This window comes from Pseudarthrobacter sp. MEB009 (assembly GCF_030208875.1).
Classification (GTDB): domain Bacteria; phylum Actinomycetota; class Actinomycetes; order Actinomycetales; family Micrococcaceae; genus Arthrobacter.
Window position 1 is genome coordinate 46,069 of sequence record NZ_JARVTC010000015.1, and the last position, 15,939, is coordinate 62,007.

Annotated in this window: 19 protein-coding genes and 1 riboswitch; of the genes, 18 read left to right on the top strand and 1 reads right to left on the bottom strand. The window is 67.9% G+C overall.

What is annotated here, in order from left to right; genetic code table 11:
* Positions 1 to 48 precede the first annotated feature (48 nt).
* The 10 genes from rpe (at position 49) to hisF (ending at position 7,611) form a co-directional block, all read left to right on the top strand.
* A complete protein-coding gene (gene rpe, locus QRN07_RS15615) occupies positions 49 to 726 on the top strand; it encodes a ribulose-phosphate 3-epimerase (RefSeq protein WP_050684066.1) in 678 nt (225 codons plus the stop codon).
* Between the two features lie 39 nt (positions 727 to 765).
* A riboswitch (FMN riboswitch) is annotated at positions 766 to 915 on the top strand.
* Positions 916 to 1,012: 97 nt separating this feature from the next.
* Positions 1,013 to 1,735, top strand: a complete 723-nt coding sequence (gene pnuC, locus QRN07_RS15620; RefSeq protein ID WP_056599735.1) for a nicotinamide riboside transporter PnuC — start codon at positions 1,013 to 1,015, stop codon at positions 1,733 to 1,735.
* Entirely contained in the window at positions 1,735 to 2,850 is a 1,116-nt protein-coding gene (gene ribD, locus QRN07_RS15625; RefSeq protein ID WP_285241499.1) for a bifunctional diaminohydroxyphosphoribosylaminopyrimidine deaminase/5-amino-6-(5-phosphoribosylamino)uracil reductase RibD, read from the top strand. The genes pnuC and ribD overlap by 1 nt, the downstream gene beginning before the upstream one ends.
* Positions 2,850 to 3,494, top strand: a complete 645-nt coding sequence (locus tag QRN07_RS15630; protein WP_050684069.1) for a riboflavin synthase — start codon at positions 2,850 to 2,852, stop codon at positions 3,492 to 3,494. The genes ribD and QRN07_RS15630 overlap by 1 nt, the downstream gene beginning before the upstream one ends.
* The gene (gene ribB, locus QRN07_RS15635; RefSeq protein WP_285241500.1) at positions 3,491 to 4,249 is read left to right on the top strand and encodes a 3,4-dihydroxy-2-butanone-4-phosphate synthase; all 759 of its coding nucleotides are present in this window, start codon (positions 3,491 to 3,493) and stop codon (positions 4,247 to 4,249) included. Before QRN07_RS15630 ends, ribB begins: the two co-directional genes overlap by 4 nt.
* Positions 4,246 to 4,974 carry a GTP cyclohydrolase II gene (gene ribA / locus QRN07_RS15640; protein ID WP_050684070.1) on the top strand — a complete coding sequence of 243 codons (729 nt, stop codon included), beginning with the start codon at positions 4,246 to 4,248 and terminating at the stop codon, positions 4,972 to 4,974. The genes ribB and ribA overlap by 4 nt, the downstream gene beginning before the upstream one ends.
* Before the next feature lie 18 nt (positions 4,975 to 4,992).
* Entirely contained in the window at positions 4,993 to 5,478 is a 486-nt protein-coding gene (ribH, locus tag QRN07_RS15645) for a 6,7-dimethyl-8-ribityllumazine synthase (protein WP_050684071.1), read from the top strand.
* 96 nt (positions 5,479 to 5,574) lie between these two features.
* Positions 5,575 to 5,838 (top strand): phosphoribosyl-ATP diphosphatase, encoded by a 264-nt coding sequence (locus QRN07_RS15650; RefSeq protein ID WP_009358176.1) that lies wholly within the window; start codon positions 5,575 to 5,577, stop codon positions 5,836 to 5,838.
* 90 nt (positions 5,839 to 5,928) lie between these two features.
* Positions 5,929 to 6,789 (top strand): ATP phosphoribosyltransferase, encoded by an 861-nt coding sequence (gene hisG, locus QRN07_RS15655; protein ID WP_050684072.1) that lies wholly within the window; start codon positions 5,929 to 5,931, stop codon positions 6,787 to 6,789.
* A 45-nt stretch (positions 6,790 to 6,834) separates the two neighbouring features.
* On the top strand, positions 6,835 to 7,611 hold the full coding sequence (hisF, locus tag QRN07_RS15660; RefSeq protein ID WP_050684073.1) for an imidazole glycerol phosphate synthase subunit HisF: 777 nt from the start codon (positions 6,835 to 6,837) through the stop codon (positions 7,609 to 7,611).
* 70 nt (positions 7,612 to 7,681) lie between these two features.
* Here the strand turns inward: hisF and QRN07_RS15665 are convergent, their stop codons facing one another.
* Positions 7,682 to 8,326 (bottom strand): TIGR03085 family metal-binding protein, encoded by a 645-nt coding sequence (locus tag QRN07_RS15665; protein ID WP_050684120.1) that lies wholly within the window; start codon positions 8,324 to 8,326, stop codon positions 7,682 to 7,684.
* 111 nt (positions 8,327 to 8,437) lie between these two features.
* Here QRN07_RS15665 and hisI point away from each other — a divergent pair, with 111 nt between their 5' ends.
* The 8 genes from hisI to lgt all read left to right on the top strand — a co-directional run bounded on the left by hisI (position 8,438) and on the right by lgt (position 15,804).
* The gene (gene hisI, locus QRN07_RS15670) at positions 8,438 to 8,881 is read left to right on the top strand and encodes a phosphoribosyl-AMP cyclohydrolase (RefSeq protein ID WP_050684074.1); all 444 of its coding nucleotides are present in this window, start codon (positions 8,438 to 8,440) and stop codon (positions 8,879 to 8,881) included.
* Between the two features lie 100 nt (positions 8,882 to 8,981).
* Complete coding sequence (locus QRN07_RS15675) at positions 8,982 to 10,544, top strand: anthranilate synthase component I (protein ID WP_050684075.1); 1,563 nt, start codon at positions 8,982 to 8,984, stop codon at positions 10,542 to 10,544.
* The gene (locus QRN07_RS15680; RefSeq protein ID WP_050684076.1) at positions 10,544 to 11,173 is read left to right on the top strand and encodes a Trp biosynthesis-associated membrane protein; all 630 of its coding nucleotides are present in this window, start codon (positions 10,544 to 10,546) and stop codon (positions 11,171 to 11,173) included. The genes QRN07_RS15675 and QRN07_RS15680 overlap by 1 nt, the downstream gene beginning before the upstream one ends.
* Positions 11,174 to 11,299: 126 nt before the next feature.
* Entirely contained in the window at positions 11,300 to 11,587 is a 288-nt protein-coding gene (locus QRN07_RS15685; RefSeq protein WP_050684077.1) for an HGxxPAAW family protein, read from the top strand.
* Positions 11,587 to 12,408, top strand: coding sequence for an indole-3-glycerol phosphate synthase TrpC (gene trpC / locus QRN07_RS15690; protein WP_285241501.1), 822 nt, complete (start codon positions 11,587 to 11,589; stop codon positions 12,406 to 12,408). Before QRN07_RS15685 ends, trpC begins: the two co-directional genes overlap by 1 nt.
* 100 nt (positions 12,409 to 12,508) lie before the next feature.
* On the top strand, positions 12,509 to 13,840 hold the full coding sequence (gene trpB, locus QRN07_RS15695) for a tryptophan synthase subunit beta (RefSeq protein WP_285241502.1): 1,332 nt from the start codon (positions 12,509 to 12,511) through the stop codon (positions 13,838 to 13,840).
* The gene (gene trpA / locus QRN07_RS15700) at positions 13,837 to 14,646 is read left to right on the top strand and encodes a tryptophan synthase subunit alpha (protein ID WP_050684080.1); all 810 of its coding nucleotides are present in this window, start codon (positions 13,837 to 13,839) and stop codon (positions 14,644 to 14,646) included. Before trpB ends, trpA begins: the two co-directional genes overlap by 4 nt.
* 3 nt (positions 14,647 to 14,649) lie before the next feature.
* Positions 14,650 to 15,804 carry a prolipoprotein diacylglyceryl transferase gene (gene lgt, locus QRN07_RS15705; protein WP_056599716.1) on the top strand — a complete coding sequence of 385 codons (1,155 nt, stop codon included), beginning with the start codon at positions 14,650 to 14,652 and terminating at the stop codon, positions 15,802 to 15,804.
* The last annotated feature ends 135 nt before the right edge of the window (positions 15,805 to 15,939 follow it).

Here is a 15,939-nt window from a genome sequence, read left to right on the forward strand (position 1 = left end):
GGCTTTACGGCACCCCCTCCTCCCAGCCAGCCACTGAAAGGCGCCCCCGTGACGCAATGCTGCATCAACCCGAGCATCCTCTCCGCAGATTTCGTGAACCTCGAGGCGGAACTGCAGCGCATCAGCACGGCTGACGCTGTGCACGTGGACGTGATGGACAACCATTTTGTGCCCAACCTGACGCTGGGGCTGCCGGTGGTGCAGCGGATCCAGGCCGTCAGCCCGGTTCCGCTGGATGCCCACCTGATGATCGCCGACGCCGACCGCTGGGCGCCGGGGTTCGCCGATGCCGGCCTGGCCTCGGTAACCTTCCACGCGGAGGCATCCATTGCGCCGGTCAAGCTGGCCCGCGAGCTGCGCAGCCGGGGTGCGAAGGCCGGCATGGCCCTCCGTCCTGCCACCCCGGTGGAGCCCTACCTGGACATGCTCGAAGAGCTGGACATGCTCCTGATCATGACCGTTGAGCCCGGATTCGGCGGCCAGGCCTTCCTTGACCTGACCCTGCCCAAGATCCGGCGCGCCCGGGCCGCGATCGATGGTTCGGGGATCGGCGTGGCCATCCAGGTGGACGGCGGCATCACCGAAGAAACCATCATCCGCGCCGCGGAAGCCGGCGCCAACGTCTTTGTGGCAGGCTCCGCCGTGTACGGTGCAGCGGACCCGGAGGCAGCCATCACGCGGCTGCGGGAGCGGGGCAGCCGTTCGTTACGCGGAGCGACGGAATAGCCGGCGGCGCCCTGCTGTTATGGCACAATAGCAACACACATACGTGCTCCGGGGTCGGTGTAAGTCCGAACCGGCGGTGATAGTCCGCGACCCGCGAGCCGGTGCTTTTCTTCGGAAAATCCCGGCGGACGGTTGAACTGGTGAAATTCCGGTACCGACAGTTAAAGTCTGGATGAGAGAAGCACGTACAGCTGTACTGCGGTGTCCTTTTTTGGGGCGCCGCAGCCCTCTGCTGTCGTATACCCCCGGAGCCATCGCGGTTCGAACGGGAAGGAACGACACACACATGGACCTCCTGCGATGGCTCTTTGACGCTCAGATCCCCGTCGGGGGATCTGTCCTGATTCTGAGAGAAGTGCTGGGCAACATTTTTGGCCTGGCAAGCGCCTTTGGCGGCATGCGCCGCAAAGTCTGGGCCTGGCCGGTGGGCATCGCCGGCAACCTCCTGCTGCTCACGGTTTTCCTGGGCAACGTCTTTGGCTCCGCGACACCCGCCACGCTGTGGGGCCAGGCCGGCCGGCAGGTGATGTTCATCGTGGTGGCAGCGTACGGTTGGCACCGCTGGAAGCAACGCCGCGACGCCGGCGGCGGGAACACCGCCGTCGTGCCCCAATGGGCCAGCACCCGCACCCGGTGGATTCTGGGCGCCGCGATGGTGGCCGGGACCCTGGCCCTGACGCCGCTGTTTGACCGGCTGGGCTCCTACCCGCCGGTGTGGGCAGACGCGTGGACCTTCGCCGGTTCCCTGCTGGCCACCTACGGGATGGCCCGCGGCTGGACCGAATTCTGGCTGGTCTGGGTGGCCGTGGACATTGTGGGCGTGCCCCTCCTGTTCAGCGCCGGCTATTACGCCAGCGCGTTTATGTACCTGTTCTACGGGTTCTTCACGCTGACCGGATTTTTTGTCTGGTGGAAGGCATCCCGGAACGCCACGTCCTCCGCCAGCGCAGGGGACACGCCCGCGGCCTCGGTTGAAACAGGCTTCCCGGACCCCAGGGTGAAGCTCTGATGGCCGCCGAAAACGCCGTCGCCGCGCCCTTCCGGGCTACGGAGGCCCAGGCCATGGCGCAGGCCCTGGACGCCGCGCTGCTGGGCCCGAGGGGCGCCAACCCCCTGGTGGGGGCCGTCGTCGTCGGTCCGGACGGAACCACGCTGGCAACCGGGTACCACCGGGGCGCCGGAACTGCGCACGCCGAAGCGGACGCCATTGCACAGGCGACGGCGGCGGGCGTGGACCTGGCCGGCTGCACCATGGTGGTCACGCTGGAACCGTGCAACCATGTGGGCCGCACCGGCCCCTGCACCGAGGCCATCATTGCGGCCGGCATCACGGACGTGGTGTACGCCGTGGACGATCCCCATGATCCGGCCGCCGGTGGCGCCGCAACCCTCCGCGCCGCCGGCATCAGCGTCCGCAGCGGACTGGCCGGCGTGGAAGCGTTTGAGTTGAACCGGCAGTGGTTCGAAGCGGTGGCTGCCCAGCGGCCCTTCGTGACGCTGCATATTGCGCAGACGCTGGACAGCCGGATCGCGGCCGACGACGGCACCAGCCAGTGGATCTCCAGCCCGGCCTCCCTGGCGGACAACCACGCCCTCCGCAGCCGCATCGACGCCATCCTGGTGGGCACCCAGACGGTCCTGGTGGACAATCCCCGCCTCACCGCGAGGGACAGCCAGGGGGAACCTGCGGCCAGGCAACCGGTCCGCGCCGTGATGGGCCTCCGCGGCGTCCCGGCCGGCGCTGCGATCCACGGCGCCGACGGGTTGGCAGTCCATCTGCCCACCCGCGATCCGGCCGAGGCCCTTGGGCTGCTGTACGGAGGTGGCGCCCGCCACGTGATGGTGGAAGGCGGCTCGCGGATCCTGAGTGCTTTCCTCACCGCTGGCCTGGTGGACGAGCTGATCGTCTACCTGGCCCCCACCCTGCTCGGATCGGGCACCCCCGCCCTGGCCGGACTGGGCATTGGCACGCTGGCAGACGCCCAGCACTGGGAATGGGACCAGGCCGACGGCGGATCCGTCCGGACGCTGGGCCGGGACCTCCGTTTGCATTTACGACCGCAGCGCACCGCTGCACCAGAGAACGCCCGCACTTCCGCGGAGCAAGCCCAGGGAGGCAACTGATGTTTACCGGAATTATCGCCGAGCAGGGACATGTGCTCTCAGTCGACCGCAACGGCGACATTAGCGCCACCGTGCGGCTGCATGCCCCCGGCACCACCGAAGGACTGGCCCTCGGCGGGTCCATCGCCGTCAACGGGGTGTGCCTCACCGCCACGGCCATCGACGGCAAGGACTTCAGCGTCGACGTGATGGGGGAGACCCTCATCCGCAGCACCATCGGCGGCCTGGCCGCCGGCGACGCCGTGAACCTCGAACGCTGCGTCCCGGCCGGCGGGCGGCTGGACGGCCATGTGGTCCAGGGCCACGTTGACGGCGTCGGGAGCCTGCGCGAACGCGAGGCCCTGGGCAACTGGGAACGGCTCCGCTTCGGCGTGCCGGGCAACCTGGCCCGCTACATCGCGGAAAAAGGATCCATCGCGATTGACGGCGTCTCGCTCACCGTTACGGCCGTCAGCGAAGCAAACCACCCGGACCCGTGGTTCGAGGTGGGACTGATTCCCACCACGCTGGCCGAAACCGGCCTCGGCGCCAAGTCCACCGGCAGCCCGGTGAACCTGGAGGTGGACGTGCTGGCCAAGTACACCGAACGCCTCCTGGCTTTCCGGACCACCACTGACGGCGACGCCACCGGGGAAACCCGATGAGCGCCGTCGTCCACGTGGATCCGGCCGGCACCCCGGCCGTTGCCCCGTCGGCACTGGCCGCCCCCGGGTTGGCACCGGTTCCGCCGCAGGGCCTGTCCGCCATTGTGGACGCCGTGGCGGCCATGGCCGCGGGGAAACCCGTCCTGGTGGTGGATAACGAGGACCGCGAAAACGAGGGAGACATCATTTTCGCGGCCGAGTTCGCCACTCCCGCCCTGATGGGCTGGACCATCCGGTACAGCTCCGGCGTCATCTGCGTCCCGCTGAGCGGCGAACGGGCCGACGCCCTGGCGCTGCCGCCCATGGTGGCCGTCAACGAGGACGCCAAAGGTACCGCGTACACGGTGTCCTGCGACGCTGCCCTCGGTGTCAGCACAGGAATCTCCGCCACTGACCGGGCCCTGACCGCCCGGGTGCTGGCGGATGTGCAGTCCGCACCGGAATCGGTGACCCGTCCCGGGCATATTTTCCCGCTCCGGGCCGTTGAGGGAGGTGTGCGGGAACGCCCCGGCCACACCGAGGCCGCGGTGGACCTGTGCCGCCTGGCCGGACTCGCTCCGGTGGGCGTGATCGCGGAAGTGGTGTACGACGACGGCGAAATGATGCGCCTGGACGGACTCCGTGCTTTCGCGGCAGAGCACGGCTGCCCCCTGGTCTCCATCGCTGACCTGGTGGCATATCTTGAAGCAGGGGCCGGGGACGCCCCCGCACACAACGTCCGGGATGTTCCGGGCGGAGCAAAGGAGAAACGATGACGGCATCCGCAGCCAGCAGTGACGGCCACCGCGGACGGACCGGCAGAACAGCCATGGCCCATCCGGTCAGCGGCGGGCCCATAGTGCAGCTGCCCACCGCCTACGGTGACTTTGTGGCGCAGGCCTGGACCGACCTGGTGACCGGCGTGGAGCACCTCGCCGTCAGCTCACCCACCCCGCCCAGCGACGGCAAAGCCCCACTGGTGCGCCTCCACTCCGAATGCCTCACGGGCGACGTCTTCGGCTCCTACCGGTGCGACTGCGGCGAACAGCTTGCCTACGCCCTGGAAATGATCCATGAACAGGGCGGCACCCTTCTCTACCTCCGCGGCCAGGAAGGCCGCGGCATTGGCCTGGCCAACAAAATCAAGGCCTACGCGCTGCAGGAAGCCGGCTTCGACACCGTGGAAGCCAACGAACAGCTTGGCCTGCCCGTGGATGCCCGGTCCTATAACGCCGCCGCGCAGGTCCTGGCGGAGATGGGCCTGCACGAGGTCCGGCTCCTGAGCAACAACCCGGACAAGCAGCACCGGCTGGCCCACGCAGGCGTCAACGTGGTGGAGATGGTCCCCACCGAAGTACCTTCACGGGAGCAGAACATCCGCTACCTGCGCACCAAAAAAGACCGGATGGAACACCGGCTGCTGCTGGACACGACAGTTGTCCCGCTGCCTGTCACCAGCCCCGGCACCCCTTTCAACGACCCCACCGACGCAACGAACTGAACGGAAAAGCACTTACCCATGAGCGGACACGGCGCCCCCGAAATCGACCTGACCACACTCAACCCTGCGGAAACGTCGCAGCTCCGGCTCGCGATTGTTGCCGCCAGCTGGCACACCACCATCATGGACGGCCTCCTGGACGGTGCCCTGCGCGCCGCCAAGGACGCCGGCATCGCAGAGCCCACGGTGCTGCGTGTACCCGGCAGCTTCGAGCTGCCTGTGGCTGCCGCGCGGCTGGCGCCGCACTTTGACGCGGTGGTGGCGCTCGGCGTCGTAATCCGCGGCGGTACCCCGCACTTTGATTACGTCTGCCAGGCCGCCACGTCGGGACTCACCGACGTCAGCGTCGCCACGGGGGTTCCGGTGGGCTTCGGCGTGCTGACCTGCGATACGGAACAGCAGGGCCTGGACCGCGCCGGCCTGGCCGGCTCCAAGGAAGACAAGGGCCATGAGGCTGTCACCGCTGCCCTGGCCACCGCCCTGGTCCTGAAGCAGTACACGTAGCAGATCTCCGGGCGCGGTGTGTATTCGCTCACATCGCGCCCGTCATGCAACGGCCCGGGACGCGCCGTGCGGGCCGCAGCAAGTAGGCTGGTGGGCGTGAAGAATTTCGAGACGCTGTTCGCTGAGCTCAGCGAGAAGGCAGCCACCCGCCCGGAAGGCTCCCGCACCGTCGCTGAATTGGAGTCCGGTGTTCACGGCATCGGCAAAAAAGTCGTTGAGGAAGCAGCCGAAGTCTGGATGGCTGCCGAATATGAATCCGATGAAGCCGCGGCCGAGGAAATCTCCCAGCTGCTGTACCACCTGCAGGTCCTGATGCTCGCCAAAGGCCTGACCCTGGAAGACGTCTACAAGCATCTGTAGCCACCTGCCCGGCGCGCATTACCCTGCCGCCGTGCCTGCTGTGGCCTGCATTGCCTGAACCCCAAGACCCGTTGATCCAGAAAGATTCCCATGTTGCGAGTAGCCGTCCCCAATAAGGGCTCCCTGTCCGAAGCCGCGTCCGCCATGCTCGCCGAGGCCGGTTACCGGCAGCGGCGCGACAGCCGCGAGCTGGTCATGATGGACCCGGACAACGACATCGAGTTCTTTTTCCTCCGCCCCCGCGACATCGCCGTGTACGTGGGGCAGGGAACGCTCGACGTCGGCATCACCGGCCGCGACCTCCTGCTGGACGCGGAGGTGGAAGCCGAAGAACTGCTTCCGTTGGGTTTCGCGGCCTCCACGTTCCGGTTTGCCGGTCCCGTGGGCGACTTCGCCTCGGCTGAGCAGCTGGCCGGCAAACGCCTGGCCACCAGCTACGACGGCCTGCTCCGCAACTACCTCGCCGAACGCGGGATCGACGCCAAGGTGGTCCGCCTGGACGGCGCCGTGGAATCCTCCGTGCGCCTGGGCGTGGCCGATGCGATCGCTGACGTTGTGGAAACCGGAAACACCCTCAAGGCCGCCGGGATGGAAATCTTCGGCGAGCCCATCCTCAAGTCCGAGGCCGTCCTGATCCGCCGGACCGGCGACGGTGGCGCCGCCAACGGCACCGCCAAGGAAATCGAGGTCCTGATCCGGCGCCTCCAAGGCGTCCTGGTGGCCCGGCAGTACGTGCTGATGGACTACGACATCCGCAAGGAACTGGTGGAGCAGGCCGCAGCGCTGACCCCCGGCCTGGAGTCACCCACCGTTTCGCCGCTGCGGGACTCCGAATGGGTGGCTGTCCGGTCCATGGTGCCAAAGAAGGTCACCAACCGGATTATGGATGAGCTCTACGACCTCGGCGCCCGCGCCATCCTGGTCAGCAGCATCCACGCCTGCCGCATCTGATCCTTCCGCGCAGCAGCACCCACCAGCGAACCCCAGGAGCCTCCCATGGCGGTAGCAGTACGTGTCATTCCCTGCCTTGACGTGGACGCCGGGCGCGTCGTCAAGGGGATCAACTTCGAGGGCCTCCGCGACGCCGGCGACCCCGTGGAGCTGGCCCACCGCTACGACAACGCCGGCGCCGACGAACTGACGTTCCTGGACGTCACGGCCTCCTCCGGCAACCGCGAAACCACCTTTGACGTGGTCCGCCGCACCGCCGAGGAAGTCTTCATCCCGCTGTGCGTCGGCGGCGGCGTCCGCGGCGTCGCCGAGGTGGACAAGCTCCTGCGCTACGGGGCAGACAAGGCCGCCATCAACACTGCTGCCGTGGCCCGCCCGGAAGTGATCGACGAAATCACCCGGCACTTCGGTTCCCAGGTCCTGGTCCTGTCCGTCGACGCCCGCCGCACCCGTCCCGGCTCGCAGCCCACGCCCTCGGGTTTTGAAGTAACCACCCACGGCGGCCGCACCGGAACCGGCATCGATGCCATCGAATGGGCGCGTGAGGCTGCGCACCGCGGGGTGGGGGAGATCCTGCTCAACTCCATCGACGCGGACGGCACCAAGGACGGCTTCGACCTGGAGCTCATTCGGCTGGTCCGGGCCGCCGTTAAGGTGCCCATCATCGCCTCCGGCGGCGCGGGGGAGCCCGCACATTTCCCGCCTGCGGTTGCTGCCGGTGCCGATGCTGTCCTGGCCGCCTCGATCTTCCACTGGGGACCGGACAACATGATGTCCCAGGTCAAGGACGCCATCCGCGCGGCAGGCTTCGAGGTCCGCTAACCCGTTGCGCTATCACTTTTGGTCCCCAAAAGGCCGTTTTAGCGACCCTAAGTGATAGCGCAACGTAAGGCTAGAGGCCTACTTCGGCTGACTGCAGGAGCGCGACGGCGTCCGGCTGGCCTTCGAAGGTGACCAGGGCATGGCGCGTCCGGCCGTGGGCGTGCATCAGCAGTTCGCCCGGCTCGCCAACAATGGCCACCGACACGGGTGCACGCTTGGCCACGTGCCGGGGACCGGACGGACGGACCAGGACGATCCCGAGGTCCACGCCGCGGTACAGGATGGCGGCACGCTTCACCAGGTCATCCCAGAGGGCGTCCGAGTAGGCCTCGTCCAGCGCGCGGGGCGCCCAGCGGTCCACGGCGCGGCGGACGTCCTCGGTGTGGACAAAGTATTCGATCAGGTTGGAGCTTTCGTCCAGCGCCCGGATCTTCATGGGAGAGAGCGCCGGCGGGCCGGCGCGGAAGGTGTTGACCAGTCCGGCGTAGTCCTCGGCGGACGTTAGCTTCGAAGCCAGCCGGGACGTGGCCGCATCTGACGCCTTGGCCAGGCGCTTGATGATCAGGCCCAGCCCCACAGCGGCCTTGCGTTCGCGCAGGTAAAGGTGCGCGGCAAGATCCCTGGTGCGCCAGCCAGCACAGAGGGTGGGCGCATCAGGGCCGGCCGCAAGCAGGGTCTCGGCCAGGACTTCTCGGGACGGTTCGACGAAATGCATCACTTGGAAAACTAGCACGAGACGCGCGTACTTGGGCACCGCCGGCCCCGCCGCTGGCGTGCCGCCGTTCACATCCGATCCGGCAACGGCGAAGGCACTAGACTTGACCTGATGTCTGAGCAGCCCGCCCCCGCCCCGTTCCCCGGTTCCGCCACGCCCGAAGCCCCTTCCGCGGACCCGGCGCCGGTCCCTGCCGGCAGCCCGCTGCCCGCTTCCCTCGCCGGCGCCCTGAAGCGCGACAGCGCGGGCCTGGTGGCCGCCATTGTCCAGCAGTACGACACCAATGAGGTGCTGATGCTGGGCTGGATGGACGATGAAGCCCTGCACCGCACCATGACCAGCGGCCGGGTCACGTTCTACTCCCGGTCCCGGCAGGAATACTGGCGCAAGGGCGATACGTCCGGCCACGTGCAATGGGTCAAATCGGTGGCGATGGACTGCGATGGCGATGCCCTGCTGGTCCGCGTGGACCAGGTGGGCGCGGCCTGCCACACGGGCACCCGCACCTGCTTCGACGGCAGGGACCTCGCCGTCGAAACCGGCACCGCCAACTGACGCTCCGGGGCCGTTCCCCGGAACCACGGCACCCCCTCTGCACCCCACCTCCAAGGGCCGGCGCATCCGGCCCGCACAAGAACAGGCGGAACCCATAGCCATGCAGGATCTTGGAACCATCAGCCCCAGCCTGGCGGAGTTCCGCGAACTCGCCGGCCACAGCCGTGTCATTCCCGTCCGGCTCAAAGTCCTTGCCGACGCCGAAACGCCCATTGGCCTGTACCGCAAGCTGGCCCAGGGCCAGCCCGGAACCTTTTTGATGGAGTCCGCGGCCGTGGGCGGGGCCTGGTCCCGTTACTCGTTCATCGGCGCCAGGTCCCGTGCCACGCTGACCACCAAGGACGGCAGCGCCCACTGGCTGGGTGAGCCCCCGGCCGGTGTGCCCGTGGACGGCAACCCCGTGGACGCGGTCCGGGACACCATCGAGGCGCTGCGTACCGACCGCTTTGATGGTCTGCCGCCCTTCACCTCCGGCCTGGTGGGCTTCCTGGGCTGGGAAACCGTGCGGCACTGGGAACGCCTGGTGAGCCCGCCGGAGGATGACCTGCACCTGCCGGAAATGGCGTTGAACCTGGTTACCGACATGGCCGTGCACGACAACGTGGACGGCACCGTGCTGCTGATCGCCAATGCCATCAACTTCGACGACAGCTCCGAGCGCGTCGACGACGCCTGGCATGACGCTGTTGCCCGGGTGAAGGCGCTGCTCGCGAAGGTCAGCACCCCCGTGGCACAGCCCGTCACCGTCCTGGAACCGGCCGCGCTCGATTTCGCCGCCAGCGTGCAGGAACGCTGGGACGAATCCGAATACCTTGCCGCCCTGGACCGCGGCAAGGAAGCCATCGTGGATGGTGAGGTTTTCCAGGTGGTGATCTCGCGACGCTTTGAAATGGAATGCAACGCCTCCGCCCTGGACGTGTACCGCGTGCTGCGCAACACCAACCCCAGCCCCTACATGTACATCTTCAGCCTTGAGGATGCTGACGGCCGGGAATACTCGATTGTGGGTTCCTCACCCGAGGCGCTGGTCACCGTCACCGGCGAGGACGTCATCACGCACCCCATTGCCGGTTCCCGGCCACGGGGCAAAAACGTTGAAGCGGACAAGGCCCTGGCCGAGGAGCTGCTGGCAGACCAAAAGGAACGGGCCGAGCACCTGATGCTGGTGGACCTGTCCCGCAACGACCTGTCCAAGGTCTGTGTGGCCGGGACCGTGGACGTCACCCAGTTCATGGAGGTGGAGAGGTTCAGCCACATCATGCACCTGGTTTCCACCGTGGTGGGCAAACTTTCCCCGCAGGCCAAGGCCTACGACGTCCTCAAGGCCACATTCCCTGCCGGCACGCTGTCCGGCGCGCCCAAGCCCCGCGCCCTGCGCCTGCTGGACGAACTCGAACCGCACCGCCGCGGCATCTACGGCGGCGTGGTGGGCTACCTGGACTTCGCCGGCGACATGGACATGGCCATCGCCATCCGCTCGGCCCTGGTCCGGGAAGGCCGCGCTTACGTCCAGGCCGGCGGCGGCATCGTGGCGGACTCCGTCAACGCCACTGAGGCCCTCGAAACGGTGAACAAGGCGGCGGCCCCGCTGCGCGCCGTGCACACGGCAGGATCGCTGCGGAACATCTCGGCGGAGACCCTGGCCGACGGAGCTGATTCCTGATGGCCGGCGCCGCACCCGCCACCAGCACCAAGGCCACCCGTGCTCCGGCCTGGGCCCGGAAGTCCACGCTGGTGCTGCTCATCGCGGTCCTCGCCCTTGGCGTTTTCGGCACTACAACCCAAACGTGGATGACCGTCACCCTGGATCCCAGCACGGTGGGCCAGGCCGGCGGCTCCCTGGAAGCGCTGGCGGTCCAGGGCAGCAAGGCGGCCACCACCGTCACGGCCCTGGCCCTGGTGGCCCTGGCCGGAGGACTGGCAGCGTCGATTGCCGGCAGGATCGCCCGGTGGATCATCACCGCCATCATCGTCCTGGCCTCGGCCGGCATCGTCGCCGCGGCGGCCACCGTCCTGGCCGACCCGCTTGCCGCGTCGCAGGGTTCCATTGCCGCCGCCACCGGCGTCACCGGCAGCCAGGCGCAGGTGGACCTGACAGTCTTCCCCATCCTGGCCGTGGTGGCCGGGTGCCTGCTGGCCGTGGCCGGGCTCCTGGTGCTGCCCGCAAGCCGGCACTGGAAGGCGCGCACCAAATATGACCAGCCCGCTGCAGCCGGAACTGCGGCGCCGGCCGGGCCCGTCGACGAGATCGACAGCTGGGACCGGCTGTCCCGGGGCGACGACCCTACCTGAACCACGCCGGCGGGGGCCCAGTAAGCCAGCGGGCATGCGCCGGACGGCGTACGGCGGCCTGCCGATACGCGGTGGGCCGCCAAAAAATGGCAGAATGTAAGCAGTATTCACCCTGAGGAGATTTCCATGAGCAAAGCACCCGCGTCCGTTTCCCCGTCCGGCACCCGAGTGGTGGCCCCCGGCGCCGTCGACCACAGCCAGGAACTCGGCCACGGCAACAGCCCCGCCGCCTGGACCTGCGTCATCGTGATGCTGGTTGGCGCGCTCATCGCCTCGATCGCCTTCGTTATTGCCAGCACCCCCATCTTCATCGCCGGCGCAGCAGTCATGGTGGTTGGCCTGATCCTGGGCTACGCCATGCGCAAGGCCGGCTACGGCGTTGAAGGCAGCAAGCTGAAGAACTCCGGCCACTGATGGCAACTGTTCTCGATGACATCAACGCCGGTGTCAGGGAGGACATGGACAGCCGCAAACGCCTGGTGTCCCTGTCCGAACTGCAGGACCGGGCCCGTCTGGCGCCGCCCGTCCGGGACGCCTGGCAGGCCCTCGGCGGCACCTCGACGTCCCGGGAACAGCTCAAGGTCATTGCGGAAATCAAACGCCGCAGCCCCTCAAAGGGTGACCTCGCCAGCATCGCAGATCCCGCCTCGCTGGCCCGGCAGTACGCCGACGGCGGCGCCGCCGTCATCAGCGTCCTGACCGAACAGCGCCGCTTCAACGGGTCCCTTGCGGACCTCGATGCTGTCCGTGCCGCCGTGGACGTGCCGCTGCTCCGCAAGGACTTCACGCTGGACGAGTACCAGATCTGGGAAGCCCGCGCCCACGGCGCGGACCTGGTCCTGCTCATCGTCGCAGCCCTGTCCGATGCCCAGCTTGCCGAGTTCAGCGCCCTCAGCGCCGAACTGGGCATGAATGTGCTCGTGGAGACGCATACCGAAGCGGAGATCGAGCGGGCCGCCGCGGCAAACGCACGCATCATCGGCGTGAACGTGCGCAACCTGAAGACGCTCGACGTCGATCGTTCCGTGTTTGCGTCGCTTGCCGGCCGCATCCCGGCCGGGGCAGTGGTGGTGGCCGAATCCGGTGTCCGCGATGCCGCCGACGTCACCCACTACGCCGCCAACGGTGCCAACGCCATCCTGGTGGGTGAGGCGCTGGTCAGCCACGCCACGCCCCAGGAACGGATCGCGGAATTCACCGCGGCCGGCGCCGCAGCGATTGCCTCGCGCCGCTGAGCCCCAGGCCGCCGTGCCCTCCGGGTGCGGCACCCCGCCGCCGGGTCAGCCCGGCGCACCACACTTCCCTTGACCCACCAATTTGAACAGGACGGGACTGATGGCCCACGCACCCTCAGGCAACGCTGATAACAATGCCACGGAAGCCTTCCTTCAGGGCGGTTCCCTGCGCCACGCCCCGGGGCCGTACTTCGGCAGTTTCGGCGGACGCTGGATGCCCGAATCCCTCATCGCCGCCCTGGACGAACTGGAGGAGACGTTCGAGAAGGCCAAAAACGATCCTGACTTCCGGGCCCAGATCGCGGACCTGAACAAAAACTACTCCGGCCGGCCCTCGCTGCTCACCGAAGCCAAGCGCTTTGCCGAGCACGCCGGGGGAGTGCGGGTGTTCCTCAAGCGGGAAGACCTGAACCACACCGGCTCGCACAAAATCAACAACGTCCTGGGCCAGGCGCTGCTCGCCAAGCGCATGGGCAAGACCCGCGTGATCGCCGAAACCGGCGCCGGCCAGCACGGCGTGGCCAGCGCCACCGCCGCGGCACTGATGGGCCTGGAATGTGTGGTCTACATGGGGGCCGAGGACTGCCGCCGGCAGGCCCTGAACGTGGCCAGGATGGAACTGCTGGGCGCCACCGTCATCCCCGTCACCAGCGGATCCCAGACGCTCAAGGACGCCATTAACGACGCCCTCCGCGACTGGGTGGCCAACGTGGACAATACCCACTACCTGCTGGGCACCGCCGCGGGGGCGCACCCGTTCCCCGCGATGGTCCGCTACTTCCACGAGGTGATCGGCGAGGAAGCCCGCGCGCAGATCCTCGACCAGGTGGGCCGGCTGCCGGACGCCGTCGTCGCCTGCATCGGCGGTGGCTCCAACGCCATCGGCATCTTCCACGGCTTCCTGGATGACCCCTCCGTCAAGATCTACGGTTTCGAAGCCGGCGGCGACGGTGTGGAGACCGGCCGGCACGCAGCCACCATCACCCTGGGCAAGCCCGGCGTGCTGCACGGCGCCCGGTCCTACCTGATGCAGGACGACGACGGCCAGACCATCGAATCGCACTCCATCTCCGCCGGACTGGACTATCCGGGTGTTGGCCCGGAGCACTCCTACCTCTCCGACATCGGCAGGGTGAGCTACGAACCCATTACCGACACCGAAGCCATGGAAGCGTTCCGCATCCTGTGCCGGACCGAGGGCATCATCCCGGCCATCGAGTCAGCGCACGCCCTGGCCGGCGCCATCAAGGTGGGCCAGCGGTTGGCCGCCGAGGTCGCTGAGACCGGCAACGGCACGGCCCAGGACAGGATCGTGATTGTGAACCTGTCCGGCCGCGGCGACAAGGACGTGGCCACCGCCGCTGAATGGTTTGACCTGTTGGACAAGGATTCCGCCGAGTCGGAAATCGGCAAGGAGGGGGAACAGCTGTGAGCACCGCACAAGCCACCAGCAAAGCGGCGGCAGCCATTGACAAGGCCCGCGCCGAAGGCCGGGCCGCCCTGATCGGCTACCTTCCCGCGGGTTACCCCAGCGTTGAGGCAACCATTGCGGCCGGCATTGCCCTGGCCGAAAACGGCGCCGACCTGATCGAAATCGGGATTCCCTACTCCGATCCGGTGATGGACGGGCAGGTCATCCAGGCTGCCACCACCGAAGCGCTGGCCAAGGGCTTCACGGTCCGCCAGGTCTTTGACGTCGTCGCCGGCATCACCAGCAAAACCGATGCCGCCGTCCTGGTCATGACGTACTGGAACCCCGTGGTCCGGATGGGCGTGGACGAGTTCTCCCGCCGACTGGCCGAGGCCGGCGGCGCCGGGCTCATCACCCCGGACCTGATCCCGGATGAAGCCGCCGAATGGCTGGCAGCCTCGGACAAGTACGGCCTGGACCGCGTGTTCCTGGTGGCACCGTCCTCCACTCCCGAGCGGATGCAGCGGACAGTGGACGCGAGCCGCGGCTTTGTCTACGCCGTGTCCATCATGGGCGTCACCGGTGCCCGGTCCACCGTCAGCACCGCCGCCAAGGACGTTGTGGCAGCAGCCCACGCCGCGGGCGCCGAACGCGTCTGCGTTGGCCTGGGTGTGTCCACCGCCGCGCAGGTCCGTGAGATCGCGGAATACGCAGAAGGCGTGATCGTCGGTACCGCCCTGGTGGCCGCCATTCGCGACGGCGGCGTGGACGCCGTTGCCACCCTCACCAAGGAACTCAGCACCGGCCTGACCAGGGAAGACGCCTAAACCATGCAGACCCTCCTGGCTGCGGCCACCCTGGTGCCCGCCAGCATCCCGAGCCCGGACTGGTCCGGCTTCGACATTCCCCTCCCGTGGGGCGCCCTGCGCATCCACGCCTACGCGCTCTGCATCCTCGCAGGCATTGTGGTGGGCCTCTGGCTGACCTCGCTGCGCTGGGCCCGGCGCGGTGCACCGGAAGGGAGCCTCTGGGACATCGTCATCTGGGCCATCCCGTTCGGCATCATCGGCGGCCGGCTCTACCACGTGGTCTCCTCTCCGGACGCCTACTTCGGCCCGGGCTTCGACGGCACCGGCGACCTCTCCCTGATCCCGCAGATCCAACGCGGCGGGCTGGGCATCTGGGGTGCTGTTGTCCTCGGTGTTGTGGGGGCCTGGATCGGCTGCCGGCGCAGCGGCGTCAAGCTGACGGCGTTCCTGGATGCCGCGGCGCCTGGACTCCTCCTGGCCCAGGCCATCGGCCGGTGGGGCAACTACTTCAACCAGGAACTCTTCGGTGGACCCACCACGCTGCCCTGGGGACTGCAGGTGGACGCCGACAACGCCAACTTCCCGTCGGGTTACGCCGCCGACACCCTGTTCCACCCCACGTTCCTCTACGAATCACTGTGGAACCTCGTGGGTGTGGTGATCCTGCTGGCCCTGGACCGCAGGAACAGGTTCCGCCGCAGCAGGCTCTTCTGGCTCTACGCCATGTACTACACCCTGGGCCGGGTCTGGATCGAAGCCATGCGCATCGATGACGCCGAGCAGATCGACCTCTTCGGCATCACCACCCGACTCAACGTCTGGACCAGCATCTTTGTGTTCGTCGCGGCCCTGGTGGTCTTTATCCTGCTGGGCCTCAAGGGCAGGCCAACGCCGGACAGCGTGTTCCTGCCGGGCAAGGAACCGGCAGCGGACGACGCCGGAACAACAGTTGGGACGGCATCCCCAGGGGTCCGGAATCCGGACTCTGCTGTCTCAGATAGTGAATCGCGTGGTAATCTCCCAGATAACCACAGCGGGTCCTGGCACGCTTCCGACCCCACGGAAGATGCCAAGGCGGCACCGGCCGGCACCACGCCGGAACCGAATGCCACGGCTGCCGGAAGCTCCGGCAGCACAGCCACCGGATCCGTGCCGGACACCGGTACCAGCAAGTAACCGGTCCGGCCCGGCAGGGCAGCAGAGCCACCGCTCGAAGCGCCCTGAATCCACAGCGTCGTGGGATGGGGCCGAGCCGGACAGCATAGAGCTGCTGCCGGGGCAGGCCTTGGTCAGGGGCCTGCGTAACTGTTA

Coding starts and splice junctions, on each gene's coding strand:
- pnuC (WP_056599735.1), top strand. CDS start 1,013: ATGGACCTCCTGCGATGGCTCTTTGACGCTCAGATCCCCGTCGGGGGA.
- ribD (WP_285241499.1), top strand. CDS start 1,735: ATGGCCGCCGAAAACGCCGTCGCCGCGCCCTTCCGGGCTACGGAGGCC.
- QRN07_RS15630 (WP_050684069.1), top strand. CDS start 2,850: ATGTTTACCGGAATTATCGCCGAGCAGGGACATGTGCTCTCAGTCGAC.
- ribB (WP_285241500.1), top strand. CDS start 3,491: ATGAGCGCCGTCGTCCACGTGGATCCGGCCGGCACCCCGGCCGTTGCC.
- ribA (WP_050684070.1), top strand. CDS start 4,246: ATGACGGCATCCGCAGCCAGCAGTGACGGCCACCGCGGACGGACCGGC.
- ribH (WP_050684071.1), top strand. CDS start 4,993: ATGAGCGGACACGGCGCCCCCGAAATCGACCTGACCACACTCAACCCT.
- hisG (WP_050684072.1), top strand. CDS start 5,929: ATGTTGCGAGTAGCCGTCCCCAATAAGGGCTCCCTGTCCGAAGCCGCG.
- hisF (WP_050684073.1), top strand. CDS start 6,835: ATGGCGGTAGCAGTACGTGTCATTCCCTGCCTTGACGTGGACGCCGGG.
- QRN07_RS15665 (WP_050684120.1), bottom strand. CDS start 8,326: ATGCATTTCGTCGAACCGTCCCGAGAAGTCCTGGCCGAGACCCTGCTT.
- hisI (WP_050684074.1), top strand. CDS start 8,438: ATGTCTGAGCAGCCCGCCCCCGCCCCGTTCCCCGGTTCCGCCACGCCC.
- QRN07_RS15675 (WP_050684075.1), top strand. CDS start 8,982: ATGCAGGATCTTGGAACCATCAGCCCCAGCCTGGCGGAGTTCCGCGAA.
- QRN07_RS15680 (WP_050684076.1), top strand. CDS start 10,544: ATGGCCGGCGCCGCACCCGCCACCAGCACCAAGGCCACCCGTGCTCCG.
- QRN07_RS15685 (WP_050684077.1), top strand. CDS start 11,300: ATGAGCAAAGCACCCGCGTCCGTTTCCCCGTCCGGCACCCGAGTGGTG.
- trpC (WP_285241501.1), top strand. CDS start 11,587: ATGGCAACTGTTCTCGATGACATCAACGCCGGTGTCAGGGAGGACATG.
- trpB (WP_285241502.1), top strand. CDS start 12,509: ATGGCCCACGCACCCTCAGGCAACGCTGATAACAATGCCACGGAAGCC.
- lgt (WP_056599716.1), top strand. CDS start 14,650: ATGCAGACCCTCCTGGCTGCGGCCACCCTGGTGCCCGCCAGCATCCCG.